The sequence below is a fragment of the Burkholderia sp. Cy-637 genome (genome assembly GCF_011753175.1).
GTDB classification, from domain to species: Bacteria; Pseudomonadota; Gammaproteobacteria; order Burkholderiales; family Burkholderiaceae; genus Burkholderia; species Burkholderia gladioli.
The window spans coordinates 1-21,001 of sequence record NZ_VWWC01000007.1 but is presented as its reverse complement, the minus strand read 5'-3'; the positions used below and the strand labels follow the sequence as shown (position 1 = coordinate 21,001).

The 21,001-nt window shown below is 68.9% G+C and carries 19 protein-coding genes; 10 read left to right on the top strand and 9 right to left on the bottom strand.

The genetic code is table 11. From position 1 onward, the window contains the following. The first annotated feature begins 19 nt into the window (after positions 1-19). A complete protein-coding gene (locus tag F3J10_RS03740) occupies positions 20-889 on the top strand; it encodes a sulfurtransferase (RefSeq protein WP_166913252.1) in 870 nt (289 codons plus the stop codon). A gap of 15 nt (positions 890-904) precedes the next feature. Here the strand turns inward: F3J10_RS03740 and F3J10_RS03735 are convergent, their stop codons facing one another. From F3J10_RS03735 to polA, 3 genes are all read right to left on the bottom strand, one after another. Beyond that, a complete protein-coding gene (locus F3J10_RS03735; protein WP_167241086.1) occupies positions 905-1,780 on the bottom strand; it encodes a dienelactone hydrolase family protein in 876 nt (291 codons plus the stop codon). A gap of 294 nt (positions 1,781-2,074) precedes the next feature. Continuing rightward, positions 2,075-3,412: an NAD(P)/FAD-dependent oxidoreductase gene (locus F3J10_RS03730; RefSeq protein WP_167241084.1), complete on the bottom strand. Its 1,338-nt coding sequence runs from the start codon at positions 3,410-3,412 to the stop codon at positions 2,075-2,077. 237 nt (positions 3,413-3,649) lie between these two features. Then, positions 3,650-6,409: a DNA polymerase I gene (polA, locus tag F3J10_RS03725; RefSeq protein ID WP_166913250.1), complete on the bottom strand. Its 2,760-nt coding sequence runs from the start codon at positions 6,407-6,409 to the stop codon at positions 3,650-3,652. Position 6,410: 1 nt separating this feature from the next. On the opposite strand from polA, the gene F3J10_RS03720 reads away from it, so the two are divergent. Then, positions 6,411-7,178: a TIGR00730 family Rossman fold protein gene (locus F3J10_RS03720; protein ID WP_025100634.1), complete on the top strand. Its 768-nt coding sequence runs from the start codon at positions 6,411-6,413 to the stop codon at positions 7,176-7,178. A 139-nt stretch (positions 7,179-7,317) separates the two neighbouring features. On the opposite strand, the gene F3J10_RS03715 is transcribed toward F3J10_RS03720, so the two are convergent. Continuing rightward, the gene (locus F3J10_RS03715) at positions 7,318-9,468 is read right to left on the bottom strand and encodes an FUSC family protein (protein WP_167241081.1); all 2,151 of its coding nucleotides are present in this window, start codon (positions 9,466-9,468) and stop codon (positions 7,318-7,320) included. A gap of 569 nt (positions 9,469-10,037) precedes the next feature. Between F3J10_RS03715 and F3J10_RS03710 the strand changes: the two genes are divergently transcribed. Then, positions 10,038-10,277 carry a hypothetical protein gene (locus F3J10_RS03710; RefSeq protein WP_025100632.1) on the top strand — a complete coding sequence of 80 codons (240 nt, stop codon included), beginning with the start codon at positions 10,038-10,040 and terminating at the stop codon, positions 10,275-10,277. Positions 10,278-10,509: 232 nt separating this feature from the next. On the opposite strand, the gene F3J10_RS03705 is transcribed toward F3J10_RS03710, so the two are convergent. Further along, positions 10,510-12,036 (bottom strand): AMP nucleosidase, encoded by a 1,527-nt coding sequence (locus F3J10_RS03705; RefSeq protein WP_025100631.1) that lies wholly within the window; start codon positions 12,034-12,036, stop codon positions 10,510-10,512. A 156-nt stretch (positions 12,037-12,192) separates the two neighbouring features. Between F3J10_RS03705 and F3J10_RS03700 the strand changes: the two genes are divergently transcribed. The 5 genes from F3J10_RS03700 to F3J10_RS03680 all read left to right on the top strand — a co-directional run bounded on the left by F3J10_RS03700 (position 12,193) and on the right by F3J10_RS03680 (position 15,640). Next, positions 12,193-12,591 (top strand): hypothetical protein, encoded by a 399-nt coding sequence (locus F3J10_RS03700; RefSeq protein WP_025100630.1) that lies wholly within the window; start codon positions 12,193-12,195, stop codon positions 12,589-12,591. Between the two features lie 104 nt (positions 12,592-12,695). Continuing rightward, positions 12,696-13,694 carry a homoserine kinase gene (locus tag F3J10_RS03695; RefSeq protein WP_167241079.1) on the top strand — a complete coding sequence of 333 codons (999 nt, stop codon included), beginning with the start codon at positions 12,696-12,698 and terminating at the stop codon, positions 13,692-13,694. Then, positions 13,685-14,491 carry a BPSS1780 family membrane protein gene (locus F3J10_RS03690; protein WP_167241077.1) on the top strand — a complete coding sequence of 269 codons (807 nt, stop codon included), beginning with the start codon at positions 13,685-13,687 and terminating at the stop codon, positions 14,489-14,491. The genes F3J10_RS03695 and F3J10_RS03690 overlap by 10 nt, the downstream gene beginning before the upstream one ends. Positions 14,492-14,598: 107 nt before the next feature. Beyond that, positions 14,599-15,060: a MarR family transcriptional regulator gene (locus F3J10_RS03685; protein ID WP_036055727.1), complete on the top strand. Its 462-nt coding sequence runs from the start codon at positions 14,599-14,601 to the stop codon at positions 15,058-15,060. Between the two features lie 160 nt (positions 15,061-15,220). After that, positions 15,221-15,640, top strand: coding sequence for an organic hydroperoxide resistance protein (locus F3J10_RS03680; RefSeq protein WP_166913249.1), 420 nt, complete (start codon positions 15,221-15,223; stop codon positions 15,638-15,640). 167 nt (positions 15,641-15,807) lie between these two features. On the opposite strand, the gene F3J10_RS03675 is transcribed toward F3J10_RS03680, so the two are convergent. Both F3J10_RS03675 and F3J10_RS03670 read right to left on the bottom strand, forming a co-directional pair. Continuing rightward, complete coding sequence (locus F3J10_RS03675) at positions 15,808-15,984, bottom strand: DUF3563 family protein (protein WP_080562447.1); 177 nt, start codon at positions 15,982-15,984, stop codon at positions 15,808-15,810. Positions 15,985-16,081: 97 nt separating this feature from the next. Beyond that, positions 16,082-17,167: a PHB depolymerase family esterase gene (locus F3J10_RS03670; RefSeq protein ID WP_167241075.1), complete on the bottom strand. Its 1,086-nt coding sequence runs from the start codon at positions 17,165-17,167 to the stop codon at positions 16,082-16,084. Between the two features lie 202 nt (positions 17,168-17,369). Between F3J10_RS03670 and F3J10_RS03665 the strand changes: the two genes are divergently transcribed. After that, entirely contained in the window at positions 17,370-18,068 is a 699-nt protein-coding gene (locus F3J10_RS03665) for a phosphatase PAP2 family protein (protein WP_025100624.1), read from the top strand. Between the two features lie 90 nt (positions 18,069-18,158). On the opposite strand, the gene F3J10_RS03660 is transcribed toward F3J10_RS03665, so the two are convergent. Then, entirely contained in the window at positions 18,159-19,823 is a 1,665-nt protein-coding gene (locus tag F3J10_RS03660; protein WP_167241073.1) for a CHAD domain-containing protein, read from the bottom strand. 120 nt (positions 19,824-19,943) lie between these two features. Then, positions 19,944-20,327 (bottom strand): tautomerase family protein, encoded by a 384-nt coding sequence (locus F3J10_RS03655; RefSeq protein ID WP_166913246.1) that lies wholly within the window; start codon positions 20,325-20,327, stop codon positions 19,944-19,946. Between the two features lie 117 nt (positions 20,328-20,444). Here F3J10_RS03655 and F3J10_RS03650 point away from each other — a divergent pair. After that, positions 20,445-21,001, top strand: a 557-nt coding sequence (locus tag F3J10_RS03650; RefSeq protein ID WP_167241071.1) for a LysR family transcriptional regulator, incomplete at its 3' end; no start/stop codon positions are given.

Sequence of the window (21,001 nt, the reverse complement as noted above, 5' to 3'; positions counted from 1 at the left end):
TTTCCTCGCAGGAGCCATCATGCCCCACACTCACTACACCACCCTCATCTCCGCCGGCAATCTCGCCGAGCGCCTCGCCGCCGCGCCCGACAGCGTCTTCGTGTTCGATTGCCGCTTCGACCTGGCCGATCCCGATTCCGGCTCGCAAGCCTATGCGGCAGGCCACCTGCCCGGCGCCCGCTACCTGCATCTCGATCGCGACCTGTCGGGCCCGAAGACCGGCAGCAACGGCCGTCACCCGCTGCCCTCGCGCGACACGCTGGTGGCGACGCTGGCCGCCAAGGGCCTGCGCGCGAACCAGCAGGTGGTTGCCTACGATGCGCAGGGCGGCATGTACGCGGCCCGGCTCTGGTGGCTGCTGCGCTGGCTCGGCCATGATTCCGTCGCCGTGCTCGACGGCGGGCTGCAGGCCTGGCAGGCCGCCGGCCAGCCGCTCACGCAGTCGGCCCCGGCCGACCAGGCCGGCGACTTCCGCGCCCAGCCGCCGCTCGCCACCGTGATCGACGCGGCGGCCGTGGTCGCGAACCTCGCCTCGAAGTCGCGGCTGGTGGTCGATGCGCGCTCGCCCGATCGCTATCGCGGCGAGAACGAAACGCTCGATCCCGTCGGCGGCCACATCCCGGGCGCGGCCAATCGCTTCTTCAAGGACAACCTCAATGCGGAAGGCCGCTTCAAGAGCGGCCATGAACTGCGCGAGGACTGGACCCGCGTGATCGGCGAGCAGCCGGCCAACAACGTGATCCTGCAATGCGGCTCGGGCGTCACGGCCTGCCACAACGCGCTGGCGATGGAGATCGCCGGGCTCCACAACCCGCTGCTGTACGCGGGCTCCTGGAGCGAATGGAGCGCGGACCCGTCGCGGCCGGTCGCGACCGGCCCGAACCCCTGATCCGCGCGCGCGGCGTCACAGAACGCCGTGCTGATGGAACCACGCGAGCGCGCGCTTCCAGCCATCCTCGGCATCGGCCTTCACGTAGCTGGGCCGGTAGTCGGCGAAGAAGGCGTGCGCCGCGTCCGGATAAGCGAGGATCTCCGAGTCGCGCGCGGCCTTCAGGTTGCTCGCCAGCAGCTTGCCGCGCATCTCGGAGAGCGTCGACTGCGGGATGCTGTCGTCCTTCGCGCCATATAAGCCCAGCACCGGCGCCTTCAGGTCGGCCACATGGTCGATCGGATTGAAGGGCGTCATCTCGTTGCGATCGCCCACCACCTTGCCGTACCAGGCCGCCGCCGCGCGCACGTGCGGGTTGTGCTCGGCGAACAGCCAGGCCTGGCGCCCACCCCAGCAGAAACCGGTCACGCCCAGGCGCGTCAGGTCCCCGCCGTTCTTGCCGGCCCAGGCCACCGTCGCGTCGAGATCCTCGGTGACTTGCCGGTCCGGCACCTTGCTGACGATCGCCTCGTAGAGCCCCTGGATGGTCGGATATTTCGAGGGATCGCCTTCACGCGAATACAGGTCGGGGGCAATCGCGAGGTAGCCGAGCTTGGCGAAGCGACGGCACACGTCGGCGATATGCGCATGCACGCCGAATACCTCGTGGATCACCAGGATCACCGGCAGGTTGCTCTTGCCGTCCGGCTGCGCGCGATAGGCGGGCACGCTGGCATCGCCCGAGCGGATCTCGACGGTATCGCAGTCGAGGCCGTTGCTGTCGGTGGTGATGGTCTGCGCCGAGACCGGCAGCACGGCGGCGGCGAACGAGCCGCCCAGTGCCGCCTGCATGAAGCGGCGGCGATTGAACGGAACGTGCGGAACGAGGCTGTCCACTTCGGGTTTCAACATGGAGGGCTCCTTGTAATTCAGCGCGACGGCATCGCCGAGGCACTCGGCAACGCCGGAAAGTCGAACGAGGAAAGCCGGTGGAGCGAGCCGCGCGGCGCAAGGCCGGCGCACCGCCCACGGGTTCCGGCGATCCGGACCCCGCACACGATGCCGAATCTTACATACCGCCGTCAACTGTTTCGCGCACCCGGGGCACGATCGGGCAGCGTCCTGTCAGCCCGGCGCCAGCTTGCTGCCAGCATCGCAACGGGCTTCCCCCTGCCCGCCGGGCTTCGCGCACCGCCCCGCTCCGCCTCAGTGCAGCTTGACCCGCGGCAGGGTCGAGCGCCGCAGCCAGTGCGCGAAAGTGTCGAGCACCATGCGCGGATAACCGTGCAGCGCGGCGATATGCAGGCGATACAGCGACATGTACATGAAGCGCGCGAACAGCCCTTCGATCAGCATGTTGCCGCCGATCAGGCCGCCCATCAGGTTGCCGACCGCGCTGAAGTGACCGAGCGAGACCAGCGAGCCGAAGTCGCGATAGCCGAAGGCCGGCAGCGGCCGGCCCTCGAGCCGGCAGGCCAGCGCGCGCAGCAGGAAGCTGGCCTGCTGATGCGCGGCCTGCGCGCGCGGCGGCACGTTGCGATCGGTACCGGTCCAGGCACAGGCCGCGCAATCGCCGAGCGCGAACACGTCGTCGTCGAGCGTGGTCTGCAGCGTGGGACGCACCGCGAGCTGGCCGAGCCGGTTCACCTCCAGCCCGTCCAGCTGCGCGAGCACGGCCGGCGCCTTGATGCCGGCGGCCCAGACCGTCAGGTCCGCGCGCACCGCGGCGCCGCTCGCGGTGTGCACCATGCCCGGCGCGACCTCGGTCACGCGCTCGCCCATCATCAGCCGCACGCCGAGCTTCTCCAGCAATTCGGCGGTGGCCGTCGAGACGCGCTCGGGCAACGCCGGCAGGATGCGCTCGCCCGATTCGATCAGCACGATGCCGACGTCGTGCTTCGGATCGAGCTTGTGCAGGCCATAGGCCGACAGCACCTGGGCGGTATTGCGCAACTCGGCCGACAGTTCGACGCCGGTCGCGCCTGCGCCGACGATCGCGATCTGGATCGGCGGCTCGCCGGGCGTCGCGGCCTGCGCGGCCGCCTCGGGCGTGCGATGTTCGGCGCGGATGCAGGCCGCGATCAACCGCTTGCGGAAACGCTCCGCCTCGCCGACCGTATCGAGCGCGATCGCGTTGCGCTGCGCGCCCTCGACGCCGAAGAAATGCGTGGTGCTGCCGATCGCGATCACCAGCGTGTCGTACTCGAGCACGCGCTGCGGCATCAGCTCCAGGCCGTCGCTGTCGAGCACGGACGACACCACGATGCGCTTCGCGCCGCGATCGACCGAGCTCAGTTCGCCCTGCTGGAACTCGAAACCGTGCCAGCGCGCCTGCGCGGCGTATTCGAGCTCCTGGGTGAACGGGTCCATGCTGCCGGCGGCCACTTCATGCAGCAGCGGTTTCCAGATGTGGGTCGGATAACGATCGACCAGCGTGACGAGTGCCCGGGCTTCGCGCTTGCCGCGCGCGCCGTAGCGGTCGCCGAGCCGGGTCGCGAGTTCGAGCCCGCCGGCGCCGCCGCCTACGATGATGAAACGATGCATTCGAATCCCCCAATGCGTGATCCTGGCCTTCAGGAGTGCAGAGGGTCGCGCGCCCGTGAACGAGATGCGCAACCGCGTCGAACGCGCCGCGACCGGTCGAACCGCGGCGGCATGCCCATTTGTCGATCGCGCCGGCATGTCGGCGCGTGCTTGCTCAGGCCGGCGCGACGCGCGAGGCGCCGTCGCCGGCCGGGACGAGGCGACCGCCCGGCCGCCCCGCCCCGATTCCGGCGGCGCTCAGTGCGCCTCCTCCCAGTTGTCGCCGGCGCCGACCTCGGCGACCAGCGGCACCTTCAGCCTGGCGACCCCGCTCATCATCTCGGGCAGCTTCTCGCGAACCAGGGCGAGTTCGTCCTCGGGCACCTCCAGCACCAGTTCATCGTGCACCTGCATGATCATGCGCGAACGCAGCTGGTCGCGTTCGAGCCAGCCGTCCACGGCGATCATCGACAGCTTGATCAGGTCGGCCGCGGTGCCCTGCATCGGCGCGTTGATCGCCGCACGCTCGGCCGCCTGGCGGCGCGGGCCGTTGCCGCCGTTGATCTCGGGCAGCCACAGGCGACGCCCGAACACGGTCTCGACATAGCCCTTGTCCTTAGCCACCGCGCGCGTGGTTTCCATGTAGTTGGCCACGCCCGGGTAGCGGGCGAAGTAGCGGTCGATATAGAGCTTGGCCGCGTCGCGCGTGATGCCGAGGTTCGAGGCCAGCCCGAAGGCGCTCATGCCGTAGATCAGGCCGAAGTTGATCACCTTGGCGATGCGCCGCTGGTCGTTGCTGACTTCCAGCGGGGTCACGCCGAACACCTCGGCCGCGGTCGCGCGGTGGATGTCCTCGCCCTGCGCGAAGGCACGCAGCAGCGATTCGTCCTCCGAGATATGCGCCATGATGCGCAGCTCGATCTGCGAATAGTCGGCCGACACGATCCGGCAGCCCGGCGAGGCGATGAAGGCCTCGCGGATGCGCCGGCCCTCGGCGGTGCGCACGGGGATGTTCTGCAGGTTCGGATCGTTCGAGGCCAGGCGCCCCGTGACGGCCACGGCCTGCGCGTAGTTGGTGTGGACCCGACCGGTCCGCGCATTGATCATGCGCGGCAGCTTGTCGGTATAGGTGGACTTCAGCTTCGACAGGCCGCGGTGCTCCAGCAGCAGCTTGGGCAACGGGTAGTCCTCGGCGAGCTTCTGCAGCACCTCCTCGTCGGTCGAGGGCGCGCCGCTCGGCGTCTTCTTGACCACCGGCAGTTGCAGCTTCTCGAAGAAGATCTGGCCGATCTGCTTGGGCGAGCCGAGGTTGAACTCGCCGCCGGCCAGCTCGTAGGCTTCGCGCTCGAGCTCGATCAGGCGCACCGCGATCTCGTGGCTCTGCTTGTCGAGGCGCGCGCTGTCGATCAGCACGCCGGTGCGCTCCATCCTGCGCAGCACCAGCGACACCGGCATCTCGATCTCGGCATAGACGCGCTTGAGGCCCGGCTCGCGCGCGACCTGCGGGTACATCGCCAGATGCAGCTGCAGCGTGATGTCGGCATCCTCGGCGGCATAGGCCGCGGCGGTCTCCAGCGGCACCTCGTCGAAGCCGATCTGCTGCGCGCCCTTGCCCGCCACTTCCTCGTACTTGATGGTCTTCACGCCCAGGTGGCGCAGCGCGAGACTGTCCATGTCGTGCGTGCGATGCGATTCGAGCACGTAGGATTCGAGCAGCGTGTCGTGCTCGATGCCGTTCAGCGCGATCTCGTAGTTGGCGAGCACCTGCGCATCGTACTTGAGGTGCTGGCCGACCTTCCTGCGCTCGGCGCTCTCCAGCCAGGGCTTCAGCTTCGCCAGCACCTCGTCGCGCGGCAGTTGCTCGGGCACGTCGGGGCCGCGATGCGCGACCGGGATGTAGGCCGCGCTGCCGGGCTCGGTCGACAGCGAAATGCCGACGATCTGCGCGACCATCGGATCGAGCGAGGTGGTTTCGGTATCGAAGGAGGTCAGCTCGGCCGCCTCGATCTTCGCCAGCCAGGCGTCGAACTGCGGCCAGGTCTGCACGGTCTCGTAGTTGCGCTCGATGGCGGCGGCCGCCGGCACCGGCTCGGCCGCCGCTTCGCCAGCCGGCACATCGCCGTCCGCATCGGCCGGCGCGGCCTCCAGCTCGCGACGCCAGGTCTTGAAGCCGTAGTTCTCGAAGATCGGCAGCAGCGCCTCGCGCGATTCGCCGAGCGTGGCCAGCGAGGCCTCGATCGATTCCACTTGCGGCTTCAGCTCGCAGGCCGTCTCGACCGTCACCAGCTTGCGCGCGAGCGGCAGGAAGTCGAGCGCGCGGCGCAGGTTGTCGCCGACCACGCCCTTGATCTCGGCCGCGTGCTCGACGACGCCGTCGAGCGTCTCGTATTGCGTGAGCCACTTGACAGCCGTCTTCGGCCCGCACTTCTCGACGCCGGGCACGTTGTCGACGGTGTCGCCGATCAGCGAGAGATAGTCGACGATGCGCTCGGGCGGCACGCCGAACTTGGCGATCACGCCGTCGCGATCGAGCAGTTCGTTGCTCATGGTGTTGACCAGCGTGACCCGCTCCGTCACCAGTTGGGCGAGATCCTTGTCGCCGGTCGAGATCACCACCTTCATGCCGCGTGCCTCGGCGGCATGCGCGAGCGTGCCGATCACGTCGTCGGCCTCGACGCCCTCGATCATCAGCAGCGGCCAGCCGAGCGCGCGCACCGCCTGGTGGATCGGCTCGATCTGCAAGGCGAGATCGGTGGGCATCGAGGGGCGGTTCGCCTTGTAGTCGGCGAACAGATCGTCGCGAAAGGTTTTGCCCTTTGCATCGAACACGCACGCGCTATACTCTGCTGTGACTTCCTTGCGCATGCGGCGCAGCATGTTGATGATCCCGTAGAGCGCGCCAGTCGGTTCCCCGCCCGGCCCGCGCAAATCAGGCATCGCATGGTAAGCCCGATAGAGATAGCTCGAACCATCAACCAACAGCAGGGTCTTACCTTCCAGGTTCCGTTCTTCAGGCATTATGAATAAGAGAAAAGTGATTCCGAGCTTGCGTTCGCTCGCAGATCAAGAACGCGCGACAGCAAAGAAAGCCCGCGCTTCGTGGCAGATGTTCACGATTATGGCAGAGTTTATCGAGGCCACCGAGTACCTGTCCGAGATCCGCCCAGCCGTCAGCATCTACGGTTCGGCGCGCCTGAAAGCCGATTCCCCGCACTACCAGCTCACCGTGGAAATCGCCCGCAAGCTGTCCGATGCGGGCTTCGCGGTGATCTCCGGCGGCGGCCCCGGCATCATGGAAGCGGCCAACAAGGGCGCGCATGCCGGCAAGGCGCCGTCGGTGGGCCTGAACATCGAGCTGCCGCACGAGCAATCGGGCAACAACTACCAGGACATCTCGCTGCGCTTCCGCCATTTCTTCACGCGCAAGGTCACCTTCGTGAAGAATTCCGACGCGGTGGTGGTGATGCCGGGCGGCTTCGGCACGCTCGACGAACTGTCCGAAGTGCTGACCCTGATCCAGACCAAGAAATCGCGCCTGGTGCCAATCATCCTGGTCGGCAGCAGCTTCTGGCAGGGCCTGCTGCAGTGGTTCCGCGACCAGTTGATCCCGATGGGACTGATCAATCCGGACGACATGAACCTGATGCAGGTGATCGACGATCCGGACCAGGTGCTCGAGGCGGTGCTCGCGTTCTACGAGGACACCGGCGAGGAAGGCGGCACGCCCGAGGAGCCGCAGCGCGCGCAGGACGACCGCCACGACGACGACCGGATGTTCTATCTGTAAGCAGCCGGGCCGGTGTTGAAAACGAAAAGGGCGACGTCGAATCGACGTCGCCCTTTTCCTTGGACGCTCATGCTTCGCAGTGCTTGTCTTCCTCGCGCGACCGGGCACCTCGTCCCGAGCCGCCCCCGCCCTTCACCCTTCAGCCGGCACGTCGCGCCGGCATCGCGCCGCGCCGCGCGAGCGGCCCGTCATCGTGCTGCAGGTCGCCGATCAAGCGCTGCAGCAAGGCGATCTGCCCCACCGCATCCATCTCCAGCTGCGCGAGCTTCTCGCGCGGCGGCAAGGCGCGACGCGGCGGCACGCGTCCCGAGGCCAGCATCGCGTCGATATCCTCGCTCGCCGTGGCCACCCATTCCACCAGGTCGATCTCCATGCGCGGCCCATGCACGCTCGCGCGCAGATGCGCGGCGGTGCCGGCCATCCGGCGCAGTAGCCCCAGCACGGTGGAGGCGGCCGTATCGAAGCGCGAATCGTCGAGCCGTTCGAGGCGGATCCGGTTGAAGGCTTCCTCGGCGTTGTTGCTGGCCAGCCCCGCCTCGCGGCGCAGGCGCTCGGCCTCGCGATTGGCGCGCCCCGGCGCCTCGATGGCATCGACCAGGTAGCGCAGGTTGGCCGCGATCGCCGCGGCGAGCTGGCCGCGGATATCGATCTGCTCGCGGGTCGGCCACAGCAGGAAGGTCGCGGCCAGCGCGATCGCGCAGCCGAGCACGTTGTTGCCGAGCCGCGTCAGCGCATAACCGAGCTCGTTGGCGGCCGGGGTGGCGAAGTCGGCCACCAGCACGAAGGTCGGCGTGAGGAACAGCACGAACAGGCTGTAGCTGACCGGCCGCAGCGCCATGGTCGCGCACACCAGCGGAAACACCACCAGCGAGATGCCGATCGGCGAATGCACCGCCAGCCCGATCGCGGCGGCCAGCAGGCCGCCGATGATGCTGCCGGCCGCTCGCTCGACGCTGCGCGGCCAGGTGCCGGCGATCGAGGGCTGCAGGATCAGCAGGGTCGCCATGGTGGTCCAGTAGCCGAAGGGCACGCCGAGCAGGCGCACCACCAGGAAGCCGAGCGTGGTCGCCACGCCCACCCGCGCGGCATGGCGCAAGCCGATTGACTGCCACGACAGGTTGGCACGCAAGCTCACCCAGGACCTCGCCAGCACGCCGCGCAGCCTGCGCGTCCAGGCCAGTTGGCGGCGCGGCGTGGGTGCCACGTCGGCGGGATCGGGCTCCAGTTGCAGGGCCATCGTCATCGATTCGCCGAGCGCGGCGTCGAGCCCGCGCGCGAAGCGGCGCAGGCGCCGCTGCAGCATGTCGGGCCGCTCCCAGGGCGCCGCGTCGATCGCGTCGCCGGTGCGATGCAGCAGCTCGGCGATGCCGGCCAGCACGCGCGTGGCGCGCGCCGGATCGCGCAAGGTCTGCCGGCCGCGCTGGCAGACGCCCGCCACCGCGATCAGGTGCGCGAACCAGCGCTCGCCCTCGGCCAGCGCGATCAGCAGGTTCGCATAGGATTCGCGGCGGTCGGTCCTGGCCACCGGCATGCGCGCCAGCGTGCGGCGCGCGGCCTCCAGCGCGGCGCGCGCGTCCGAGCGGTACTTGCTGGCATGCAGCTCCCAGGCGCGCTGGCCCGGCGCCGGGTCGGCCAGCAGGCGGGAGGCGTCCAGCGCGATGTCGGCCAGCCGCACATAGATGCCGCGCACCGCGCCGCGGCTCTGCGCGAACGGGTGGATGCGCCAGACCGTCAGGCTCAGCACGATCGCGAACACGCAACCGCCGAAATAGACGCCGAGGAAGGCCAGGCCGGCGCGCCAGTCGTGCATCGGCCGGTCGGCCATCACCACGCAGGCGGTGGCGGCCAGGATCGAGACCTGCGCGGTGGCCGCGCCCCAGATCCGCCCGAGCGCGCCCAGCGAGGTGAACACCAGCACCGCCGCCAGCGCGGCCAGGGTGCCGACGCCGGAGGCGAAGGCGGTCAGGCCGCCGCAGATGGCCGAGAGCACCGCGAAGCTCGCCATCGAGGCGAAGCGCGTGCGGTTGGAGCCGGCCGCGTCGGCCAGGCAGGTCCAGAACGCGCCGATCGCCGCCCACGCGAAATCGGGCTCGTGCAGCAGGTTGCCGATCACCAGCATCGCCGTCGAGGCGCAGGCGGCGCGCAAGCCTTCGGACAGGCTCGCGTCGTTGACGGCGAAGGACACCATCCACAACGGCCGGCGACGCGACCAGGCGCCCGCGAGCACGTTGAGACTTCTCAGGCGCGCGACGACCAGGTGCCGGACGCGATGGTGTAGATGGCGAAGCATTGCGAATTCGATCTTGAAGCAAGTGAAAAACCGGGGCCGCTAGCGAATCCGGCGACGACTGACTACTGACACAACGGCTGCCGACCCGGAATCGATGATAAGGGAAAACCCTTGGTTTCAGAAATCATCGGGCCGGATGGACGCGCGAACCGGGAAATCGCCGCCCGCGCAGACAGCCGGGGCAACGCGCGGCAGGCGCCGGCAACGCTGCGCCATCGTATCGGAGCCGCGCGGCGATTTCATGGATCCTCCCCTGCAACACTCGCCGCGATTCGTAACCAGCCGTTTCAGCAGACCAGAGGCCAATCCATCTTGAGGCGCCCGGCCGCGGCGCCCGTCCGCGCCGACCCGCGGCAAAGTTCGGGCCGGATCGCCGGCCTGCGTCGGCCGGGCCGGCGGCACCCCGCCCGGCGAATCCAAGGTTACAAATCCACACGCTAATTAATCTGCCCGATCGCCAGACTGAAGCCATGCCGTGACCGCCGCGGCACCGGGCAAGCGCGCCAGCCGGCCGCCCCCGCCATCGAGACGCGGCGGACATCCCCGATCCACCTTTCGAGGAGAAGACCATGAAACGCACCCTGATCGCCACGCTGCTGGCCGCCTTCGGTATCGCCCTGTCGGGCGGCGCCGCCAATGCACAAGTCGTCAACGTCCAGGTCGGCGGCCCGCCGGTGGTGGTGGGCTGGCATGGCGACCGTTACTGGGACGGCCATCGCTACTGGCAGCGCCAGGAGTGGATGGAGCATCATCGCCATGACCGCCCGCACTGCCCGCCGGGACACTGGGGGCACAACGAGTGCCGATGAGCACGCGGCGCTGATCGACCGGCAGGCCGATCAGCGGGCGAAAAACAGGCCGCGCCGACGAGAAGTCGGCGCGGCCTGTTTCGTTATCCGGGCGGCACGCGAGGCGCACGAAGCGTGATCAGGCCGCGCGAACTGTACTGGATCCCGCCACGCGATTCGCCGCCGATCGACAAAAAAGCACATAAGCCGATCGATCGCGACGGAATCGATGCGCGAGCGCTGCCTTCCCTGCTTACTGGAACGCCACCTCGGCGAAGCTGCGCAGCTTGCGGCTGTGCAGCTTGGCCAACCCATTGGTGCGCAGGATCTCCATGGCGCGCACGCCGATCTGCAGATGCTGGTCGACCTGCGCGCGGTAGAACTGGTCGGCCATGCCCGGCAGCTTCAGCTCGCCGTGCAGCGGCTTGTCCGACACGCACAGCAAGGTGCCGTAAGGCACCCGGAACCGGAAGCCGTTCGCCGCGATGGTCGCGCTCTCCATGTCGAGCGCGATGGCGCGGCTCTGCGAGAGCCGCTGCACCGGCTCGCGATGGTCGCGCAGCTCCCAGTTGCGGTTGTCGACGCTGGCCACCGTGCCGGTGCGCATCACGCGCTTGAGTTCGCTGCCGTCGAGCCGGGTGACCTGCGCCACCGCGCGCTCGAGCGCCACCTGCACCTCGGCGAGCGCCGGGATCGGCACCCACAGCGGCAGGTCGTCGTCGAGCACGTGATCCTCGCGCACGTAGCCGTGCGCCAGCACGTAGTCGCCGAGCCGCTGCGTGTTGCGCAGCCCCGCGCAGTGGCCGAGCATCACCCAGGCATGCGGGCGCAGCACGGCGATATGGTCGGTGATGGTCTTCGCGTTCGAGGGACCCACGCCGATATTGACCATCGTGATGCCGCTGCCGTCGGCGCGCTTCAGGTGGTAGGCCGGCATCTGCGGCAGCCGCGGCGGCGGCGAGCCCTCCACCGGCTGGTTGCCGAGGTTGGCGTTGTAGCTCACCACGTCGCCGGGCTCGACGAAGGAGGTGTACTGGCTGCGGTACTCGCGCACCTCCGGATCGTCGCTGGCCGACATCATGGTGCGGCCCAGCTTCACGAATTCGTCGATATAGAACTGGTAGTTCGTGTACAGCACGTAGTTCTGGAAGTGCGTCGGCAGCGTGGCCGTGTAGTGGCGCAGCCGGTGCAGCGAGAAATCGACGCGCGCGCCGGTGAACAGCGCGAGCGGATGCGGCTCGTCCGGCGCCGGCTCGTAGGTGCCGTTGACGATGCGATCGTCGAGATTGGCCAGGTTGGGCACGTCGAACACGTCGCGCATCGCCAGCAGGCGGTCGCGGTCGAGATCGCCCTCCAGGTGGATGCCTTCCGAGAACGCGAAATGGATCGGAATCGGCTGGTCGGACACGCCGACCTCGATCTTCGCGCTGTGGTTCTTCGCCAGCAGGCGCAACTGCTCGCGATAGTAGCTGGCGAACAGGTCCGGGCGCGTGACGCTGGTCTCGAACACGCCGGGGCCTGCCACGAAGCCGTAGGAGCGACGCGAGTCGATATTGGTATTGACCTCGGTGCGCACCCGCACGAACGGGTAGCAGGCGCGCACATGGCCGCCGAGCGGCTCGCTGCGGCGGTAGCGGGCGAACGCGTCGCGCAGGAAGGCGGTATTGGTCTCGTAGATCGAGGACAGCCGCTCGAAGGCGGCGGCCGGGTCGTCGAAGGCCTCGACAGAGGGGCTCTCGGGCGAGAGCGGAAGATGCTGGCGATGCGTATCCTTGTTCATTGTCGATTGCCTCTTCGGTTGCGTTCGACATTATCTCGCAAGCGAGCGCGCGCCGGTGCCCATCGCGCGCCGACGCGGCGCCGCCACAGCGGCGCGACGGCAAGCTCGGCGCCCGGCCGGTTTTGCTAGAATCGTGCGGTTAATCCGGAGAACCTCATGAAGCCGCTCATTTTCGCCGCCGCGCTCGCGACGGCCGTCGCCCTCGCCGGGCCCGCATTTGCCGACGGCCAGCAGCCGAGCGACGAAGCACGAGCCCGGGCCGCGCAGGACGAAGCCGCCGGCCTGCCCGATCTCACCAAGATCAACCGCCCCGGCGCCGAAGTCAGCTCGAAGGTCGAATTCGACGACATCACGCGCACGCCGAGCTTCCACGAGAAGAGCGTGAGCGGCACCGAGGTCACCGAGTACCGCGATCGCGGCAAGCCGGTCGAGATCGACGTGCGTTCCAACTTCGGCACGCGCTACCAGATGAGCTCGACGCCCGACATCTCGCCGCGTCCGCACCAGGGCAACGTGCCGGTCACGCGCGTGCCCTCGATCAACCTGCACTACTGATCCATCCCGCCGGCATCGCCGGCCTGGCGGGGCGGCCCCGCCCGCCCCCTCCGCAGCCGCCGGCCCGCTCGCCGGCCTGCCAACCCGTTTCGACGCATCCCCGCATGGCAGTTTTCACCGCAGTCTCCGATTCCGATCTCGCGCACTGGATGCGCCACTACGATCTCGGCGAAGTCGTCGCGTTTCGCGGCATCCCGTCCGGCATCGAGAACAGCAATTTCTTCCTGACCACCACGCGCGGCGACTACGTCCTGACCATCTTCGAGAAGCTGACGGCCGCGCAACTGCCGTTCTACCTGGAGCTGATGCGCCATCTCGCCGGGCACGGCGTGCCGGTGCCGGACCCGGTGGTGCGCGCCGACGGCACGCTGTTCGGCGAGCTGCACGGCAAGCCGGCCTCGATCGTCACCAAGCTGGAAGGCTCGGCCCAGCTCGCGCCCGAGGTCGAACACTGCGTCGAGGTCGGCCAGATGCTGGCGCGCATGCACCTGGCCGGCCGCGACTACGCGAACCGCCAGCCGAACCTGCGCAGCCTGCCCTGGTGGCGAGACAACGTGCCCGCCATCGTCCCCTTCGTCGACGATGCGCAGCGCACGCTGCTCGAGGGCGAACTCGCGCACCAGGCCGCCTTCTTCGCCTCGGACGACTACGCCGCGCTGCCCGAGGGCCCCTGCCACTGCGACCTGTTCCGCGACAACGTGCTGTTCGCGCACGCGGCGCCCGATACAGGCCATACGGTGCGCCTGGGCGGCTTCTTCGATTTCTACTTCGCAGGCTGCGACAAGTGGCTGTTCGACGTCGCCGTCACCGTCAACGACTGGTGCACCGAGCTGGCCACCGGCGTGCTCGACACGCGGCGCGCCGACGCGCTGCTGCGCGCCTACCAGACCGTGCGCCCGTTCACCGACGACGAACGCCGCCGCTGGCCCGACATGCTGCGCGCCGGCGCGTACCGGTTCTGGGTGTCGCGCCTGTATGATTTCCACCTGCCCCGCGCCGCCGAGATGCTGAAGCCGCACGATCCCGGCCATTTCGAGCGGATCCTGCGCGAACGCATCGCCCATGCGCGGGCGCTCCCCGAGCGACACGACCCATGCAACTGATCGAAGTCCCCGCCAAGACCGGTTACGTCTGGTTCCGCCAGGGCATCTGGCTGTTCCGCCGCAATCCGCTGGCCTTCATCACGCTGTTCTTCACCTACCTGCTGGCGATGATGATCGTCTCGCTGGTGCCGGTGATCGGCCCGGCGCTGCCCTTGCTGTTCATTCCCGGCATCTCGGTCGGCTTCATGGCGGCCTGCCGCGACGCGGTGGCCGGCAAGCCGGTGCTGCCGACGATCCTGATCGACGGCTTCCGCGCCTACGGCAGCCTGACCACGCAGCGCCTGTTCACGCTGGGCGGCATCTACATCGTCTCGATCGCGCTGGTGTTCGCCTGCTCGGCCTTCGGCGACGGCGGCATGCTGCTGCGCCTGATGTTCGGCCTGGGCGACGACAAGCCCGATCCGAACCTGATCCTGTCGATGGGCACCCTGGTCGCCCTGCTGATCTGCGCCACGCTCTACGTGCCGGTCGCGATGATGTTCTGGTTCGCGCCGGTGCTCACCGCCTGGCACGAGATCCCGCCCGTCAAGGCGCTGTTCTTCAGCGTGGTGAGCTGCTGGCGCAACCGCTGGGCCTTCACGCTGTACGGCCTGCTGTGGTTCGTGGTCGCCACCGGCGCCTCGTTCAGCCTGGCCGCCCTGCTGCAGGCGCTCGGCGTCGGCGTCTACGCCATGACGATCATGATGCCGGTCTCGGTGGTGATCACCGCGGCGCTCTACTGCTCGTTCTACGCCACCTATCGCGGCTGCTTCGGCGTGCAGGAGCCCGGCAGCACGGCCGTCCCGCCCCAGCGCTGAACGCGGCGGGCGGTGGCCATGATGCGCCGCCGCTCGCCAGCCGGGCGCGATCGGCGCACAATCCTTAGTGTGCGAATTTCTTGTGCCCGATCGACGGGCCGCCGATCATGACCGACCTCCCCGCCCTCCCCACGCTTCCCGCCACGCTCGACGAGCAGCTCTGCTTCGCGCTCTACTCCACCTCGCTGGCCATGACCAAGGCCTACAAGCCCTTGCTGGAGCGGCTCTCGCTGACCTATCCGCAATACCTGACGATGCTGGTGCTGTGGGAAACCGACGATCTTGCCGTCAAGGACATCGCCGCGCGTCTCAACCTCGATTCGGCCACGGTCACGCCGCTGCTCAAGCGGCTCGAGTCGCTCGGCTATCTCGAGCGGGTGCGCGGCACCGCCGACGAGCGGGTGGTGCATGCCCGCCTCACCGCCGAAGGCACCGCGCTGCGCAAGGCCGCCCGCTCGGTACCGGTCGATCTCTATTGCGCCATGCAGCAAACGCCCGAATTCCTCGGGCAATTGCGCGAAAACCTCCGCCAACTGCGCGAGGCGCTGAAGGAGCACAACGAGGAATAAAGGGAGTCGCCGGCACGCTATCGCCGGTCGTCGCCGGCTTCATCGAAAATTCATTTGCACACTAATATTTTGTTCGATATATTTCCATCCATGGCTGGCGGACGCGATACGGCAAGTCCGGGCCGGTTTCCCTTCTCACCGAGATGAACAGGAGTCGAGCATGAACATTCTGTACAAGACGAGCGCCACCAGCACGGGCGGCCGCGACGGCCGCGCGGTTTCGGAAGACAACAAGCTGGACGTGAAGCTGGCCGCGCCGCGCGAGCTGGGCGGCACGGGCGCGGAAGGCACCAATCCGGAGCAACTGTTCGCCGCCGGCTATTCGGCCTGTTTCCTGAGCGCGATGAAGTTCGTGGCCGGCCAGACCAAGCAGGCGCTGCCGGCCGATACGACGGTGACGGGGCAAGTGGGCATCGGCCCGAACGACAAGGGAGGTTTCGCGCTGGACGTCGAGTTGCGCGTCTCGCTGCCGGGCCTGGCGCCCGAAGCGGCCAAGGCACTGGTCGACAAGGCACACGAGGTGTGCCCGTATTCGAACGCGACGCGCAACAACGTGCCGGTGCGGATCGTGATCGCCTGAGGCGGGCGCCCGTTCAGGCCCGCGCCCGGCCAAGCCGGGCGCGGCACGACGGATATGAAAAAAGCGTGGCAACCACGGTGGTTGTCACGCTTTTTTGTCTGCGCGAGACTCTCGCAACGGCGGGAAGATCAGGAACGCATCGCCCGTTTCGCAGCCGGAGCCGGCGATCAACGTGCGGCCATCCAGGCCGGCGCGCGATGTGCGGCTTCCTGGTCGAGCTTGCGGATGCGGAATTCGAGATCGTAGAGATCGGTGGCATCGGCCAGGTACGCATCGGCGCGTTCCTTGGCGATCTGTTCGGAAGACTTCGTCAGGAACAGGAACAGGCGGCTCAGCATGTACATCATGATAGGGCTCTCCAAATCCAGGGTTATTGCTTAAGTGTTAACCCGAATTATAGGGAAAACCCCTAGCCTCGCCAAGCGTTTCAAAAATACCTGGTCACCTTGTCGCACCCTGGCGACAATGCTCCGCGAAAAAGCCCCAGATCATCGTGCTCGCATCGGGTCCGACCGCCGCGTGGAACGGCACCGTTTCGTCGCCGCCGGCCCAGGCGTGGCCGAGCTTGCCGACATGGCAGACGCGCAGCACCGGCGTGCCGCCGCGACAATAATCGACCAGGCTCGCGTCGCCCATGTCCGTCTCGGTCCGCGTGACGCCGCGCCGTGCCCCGCCCGCCTCGACCATGTCGTTGAGCCGCAGGAATTCCAGCGCGAGGTGCTCGGCGTTGACGGGCGACACCACCGGATCCTCGTCGCCATGGACGATCAGCACCGGCATGCCGGGATAGCTGCCGGGTTCGGCGTATTCGTCGGCAATCGCGACCGGATCGCGATGCAGGCCGCGCCGCATCACGTCCATCGCCGCGATGCTCGAGCGCGCATCGCCGAAGGCCGGCCCCGAATGCATGGCGATCGCCGCGAAATGCGCCGGGAAATGCAGCGCCAGCAGCGTCGCCAGCCCGGCCCCCGCCGACAAGCCGGCGACGAAGACGCGAGACGCGTCGAAATGTCGCTCCTCGACCAGGCTGTCGACCAGGTCGACCACGGCACGCGCCTCGCCGCGGCCGCCGCGCTCGGTATCGTCGTACCAGTGCCAGCAGCCGTGCGAATGCGCCTGCGTCGACTGCTCCGGGTACAGCACCGCGAATCCGTGCCGATCGGCCAGCAGGTTCATGCGGGTGCCTTGCGCGAACTGGTCGGCATCCTGGGTGCAGCCGTGCAGCATCACCACCAGCGGCGCGCCTTCCGGGAGATCGCGCGGCACATACAGCGCGTAGTCGAGGTGCCGGACCAAGCGGCCGATCACGAAGGGCAGCGGATGCTCGCCGCGGCTCCATTCGCCGCCGGCCCAGGCGGCCGCGCGTGGCCGAACGCGCGATTCGCGCGGCGGCACCGGCGCGCGCGCATCGGCGCCGCGGGGCGTGGAACGGGGGGCGCTCGCGACGCCGGCGGGCGATCGCGGCGCGGGCGTGCGCAGCATTTTTTTCATACCGCCCAGCCAGAGTTTCGTGAGACTTTTGGTCATCGATCGGCTCGCAGTCGAATCGGGGCGCCAACAGCGGCACCACCACGTTGAATTTGTGCATTGCACAATAACATTGTTTCAGCCGCTTGACCGGGGGCCGGATCGTGTAGCGCCGGGATGGACCCCGTTATACTGGGCAGTCGCCGTCCGCCTCACGGCCCGCGTTCCGCCTCTTTCCACTTCATCTCGCCGCCGTTTCTCGATGTACGACCTGCCGCTTCAACTGTGGAACTGGATCACCTACTTCGGTAGTGCCGGCATCACGCTCCCCCTCGCCGCCACGCTCGCGATCTGGCTTGCGCTCGGCTACTCGGCGCGTCTCGCGCTGACCTGGCTGGTCGTGCTCGGCGTCGCGGTGGCCGCGGTCGGGCTGACCAAGATCGCCTTCCTCGGCTGGGGCATCGGCATCCGGGCCTGGGATTTCACCGGCTTCAGCGGCCATTCGATGCTGTCGACCTCGGTCTACCCGGTCGCGATGATGATCGCGATGACGCGCGCCCATCCTGCCCTGCGCGCGGCCGGCGTGGCGGCCGGCCTGGCGCTGGGCGTGGCGGTCTCGTTCTCGCGCGTGGTGCTCTCGGCGCATTCGCCTTCCGAATCGATCACCGGCTGCGTGGTCGGCGCGCTGGCCGCGCTGTCCTTCGTGCTGATCGCCTGGCGCGCCGAGCCGCATCGCTGGTCGGTGCCGGCCGTGGTGGCCAGCCTCGCGATCGTCACCATCACCCTGCACGGCATCCCGGTGCCCTCGCAGCGCTGGGTCACCGAGGTCGCGCTGAAGGTGTCGGGCCACGAGCGCCCCTATGTGCGCGCCCGCTGGAAGGCCAACCCGAACTATCGGCCGGCCTCGCGCGCCGGCGCGGCCTCTTCCTCCTCCCGGCCGCCCGCCTTCCGCAGCATCTGAGCCATCCTCGCGATCCCGCTGCAATCGGCTCCGTGACAGCGACTCGCGCATGGCAGCCTCGCCTCGCTCAGCGCACAGTGCCTCCGCGCGCTAGCCGCGCAGCTTGGGACGCCACAGCTTGCGCAGTTGCGCCTCGGCCGCGATCGTCGCGTAATGCTGCGCGGCCGCGCCGTAGCCGCGCGCGAAGCCCAGTTGCTCGGGTGGCGCGGCGAGCCGCTCGAGGTGGCGCAGCGCGACCTCGGCATCGTTGGCGTCGCCCAGCGTGCCCTGCACCTTCAAGACCCGCTTGATCAGCTTGCGGCGCGTGTCCGGCGAGGCGATCGAGGCGAAGAATTCCAGCGCGTAACGCAGCCGTTTCGCATCGATCCGCACGCGGTGGCGCGCGGCGACGTCGAGCGTGGCCAGGTCCGGCGCGCCGTAGACGCGCGCGAACAGCTTGTCGACGCGCCGGGCCGCATGGCGCTTGAGCGAGCGGCGCTGGCGCCGCGTGGCGGCCCGCTCGTCGCGCAGCGACAGCAGGCACAGCCATTCGACCCAGCCCAGCACCAGCCGCGCATAACGCGAGGAACCCAAGGCCTGCCGCAGCTCGCCGCGCGCCACGTCGCGCTGGCGCGCCGCAGCCTCGAGCGTGGCGGCCCAGGCGGGCGCACCGGCGATGTCGGTATCGGCCTCGGCCAGGCGCGGCAGCGTTTCGCTGACGCAGACATCCCAGTCGCGCACCGCGCCGAGCTGCGCGCCGAACCAGGAGAGATCGGCCGCGAAGGCCTCGCGATAGGCCTCGTCGGCGTAATCGCGGAACAGCCGCATCAGCGTGCGCAGCCGGCGCAGCGCGATGCGCATCTGGTGGACGTATTCGGGATCGCTGCTGTCGCGCACGCCGGCGTCGTTGCCGAGCCATTGCGCGACCACGTTCGCGCCGAACGCGAACAGGGCCTCGCGCTGCCGGCGCATGCCGGCCAAGTCGACGGGATCGGCGCGCACCGGGCCGCGCTCGGCATCGGGCGGCACGCCCGCGCAGGCCAGGTCGAGCAGCGAAGCCGGCTTCAGGAAGGCGGGCCAGGCGCCGCTCAGTTCGCGCGCCGCATCGAACAGCGAGCGCAAGGCCAGTTCCCGGCCGGCATCGTCGTCGACATACTCCACCGCCAGCCGCAGCTCGCAGGCGCGGCCGGCGCCCTGTTCGCCGCGCCAGCCCAGGTCGTCGAGCGTGAGGTCGACCGGCACGCGATCCTCGCGCTGCCAGCGGCCGCGCCGGCGCTCGCAATCGAAGGCGAATGCAGCGGCGGCCGGCGTTTGCGTCGGCCGCTCGCTCGCTTCGGATTCCGCAGGATCCGCGCCGGCCCCGATCGCATGGGCAGGCACGCTCCCCTCGCGCAAGACGCGCCGCAGCTCGGCGGCCAGCGAACCGTCGTTGGCGGCCGCCTCGGCATCCTGCGTCTGGTCGGGCAGCGTCTCGCGTATCGCGATGCCCGGCGCGAACGGCGTCGAGTGCACCGCCACCCACCGCTCGCCGGCCTGCCCCGTCTCGCGCCAGGCACGCCAGCGCGACGCGTGCGGCAGCGCCTCGGCCAGCGCCAGCGGGGTAATCGCGATGCTTTCGTGCCCGCGCTTCATCCGCACCGGCGGGCAGATCCGCCAGGCACGAACCAGTTCCGCGCCGAAGTCGCGCACCGCGCGCGCGGTGCCGCGGCGGCGCCCGGCGGTCACCCCGCCCGACGGCAAGGGCAGGGCAAGCACGATTTCCAGCACACGCGTCATGAAACCTCCGCTCGCCAGCCTGCCCGTCGCGCCCATGCGCGCCGTCGACGGCTGTCGATGACGAGCATGGTACACGGCACGGCCTGACCGGGAGCAGAGCGCCCGACGCGTCGCCGGCGCTCAGTTCGCGTACTGCGCGAGGCCCATCCCGAACGACCAGTCGTCGAGCTTGACCTCGACCAGGCTGATCAGCACGTCCTCGGGGCGCACGCCCGGCGAGGCGCCCAGTTCCTCGACGATCAGCCGATACAGCTCGCGTTTCTGCTCGCGCGTGCGCGTATCGCTGACGGTGATCTGCAGCATCACCAGGTCGTCGCTGCGCTCGATGCCGAGGTAGTGGCGCCCGAAGATGAAGTCCTCGGCGGCGTGTTGCGTGACGAGCATGAAGATGTCGTCCTCGGGCACGTTGAAGGCGCGCTGCAGGGCGCGATGGACGCCGGCGGACAAGGCGTGGCGATCCTCGACGGAACGGCCTTCGCGAACGGCGATACGGGTGAAGGGCATGACGGGCTCCTGGCGGTTGAAGGGGAAACGGGTGTTTCCCATCGATGTCTCCCAGCATAGGCAGGCCCATCTATAATCAACAGACATCACTGGATATATCATCCATTTTCATTCAAAATGAAACCACTCGATCTCGATGCCGTCCGCGCCTTCGTGCTGGTCGCCGAGCTGGCCAGTTTCACGCGCGCCGCCGACGCGCTCGACACCACGCAATCGGCCGTCAGCCTCAAGATCAAGCGGCTCGAGGCGCATCTGGGCCGCGCCCTGCTGGAGCGAACGCCGCGCGTGGTGAGGCTCGCCGTCGACGGCGAGGCCTTCCTGCCGGCCGCGCGCGAACTGCTCGACGCGCACCAGCGCGCGCTCGGCACGGTGGCCGCCGAGCCGCGCCGGCTGTCGATCGGCGTCAGCGAGCACGTGGCGGTGCCGGACCTGCCCGCGCTGCTGACCAGCCTGCATCGGCACGATCCCTCGCTGTCGCTGGAGATGCACCTGGGCTCCTCGGCCCGGCTGCTGGCCGACTACGACGAACGCCGCTTCGACGCGGCCGTGGTGCGCCACGAGCCCGGCGAGGACCCGCCGCGCGAGGATGCCGTGCCGCTGTTCAGCGAGGCCTTGAGCTGGCTGGCCGCGCCCGACTGGGCGCCGCGCGCCGGCGAACCGCTGCCGCTGTCGGA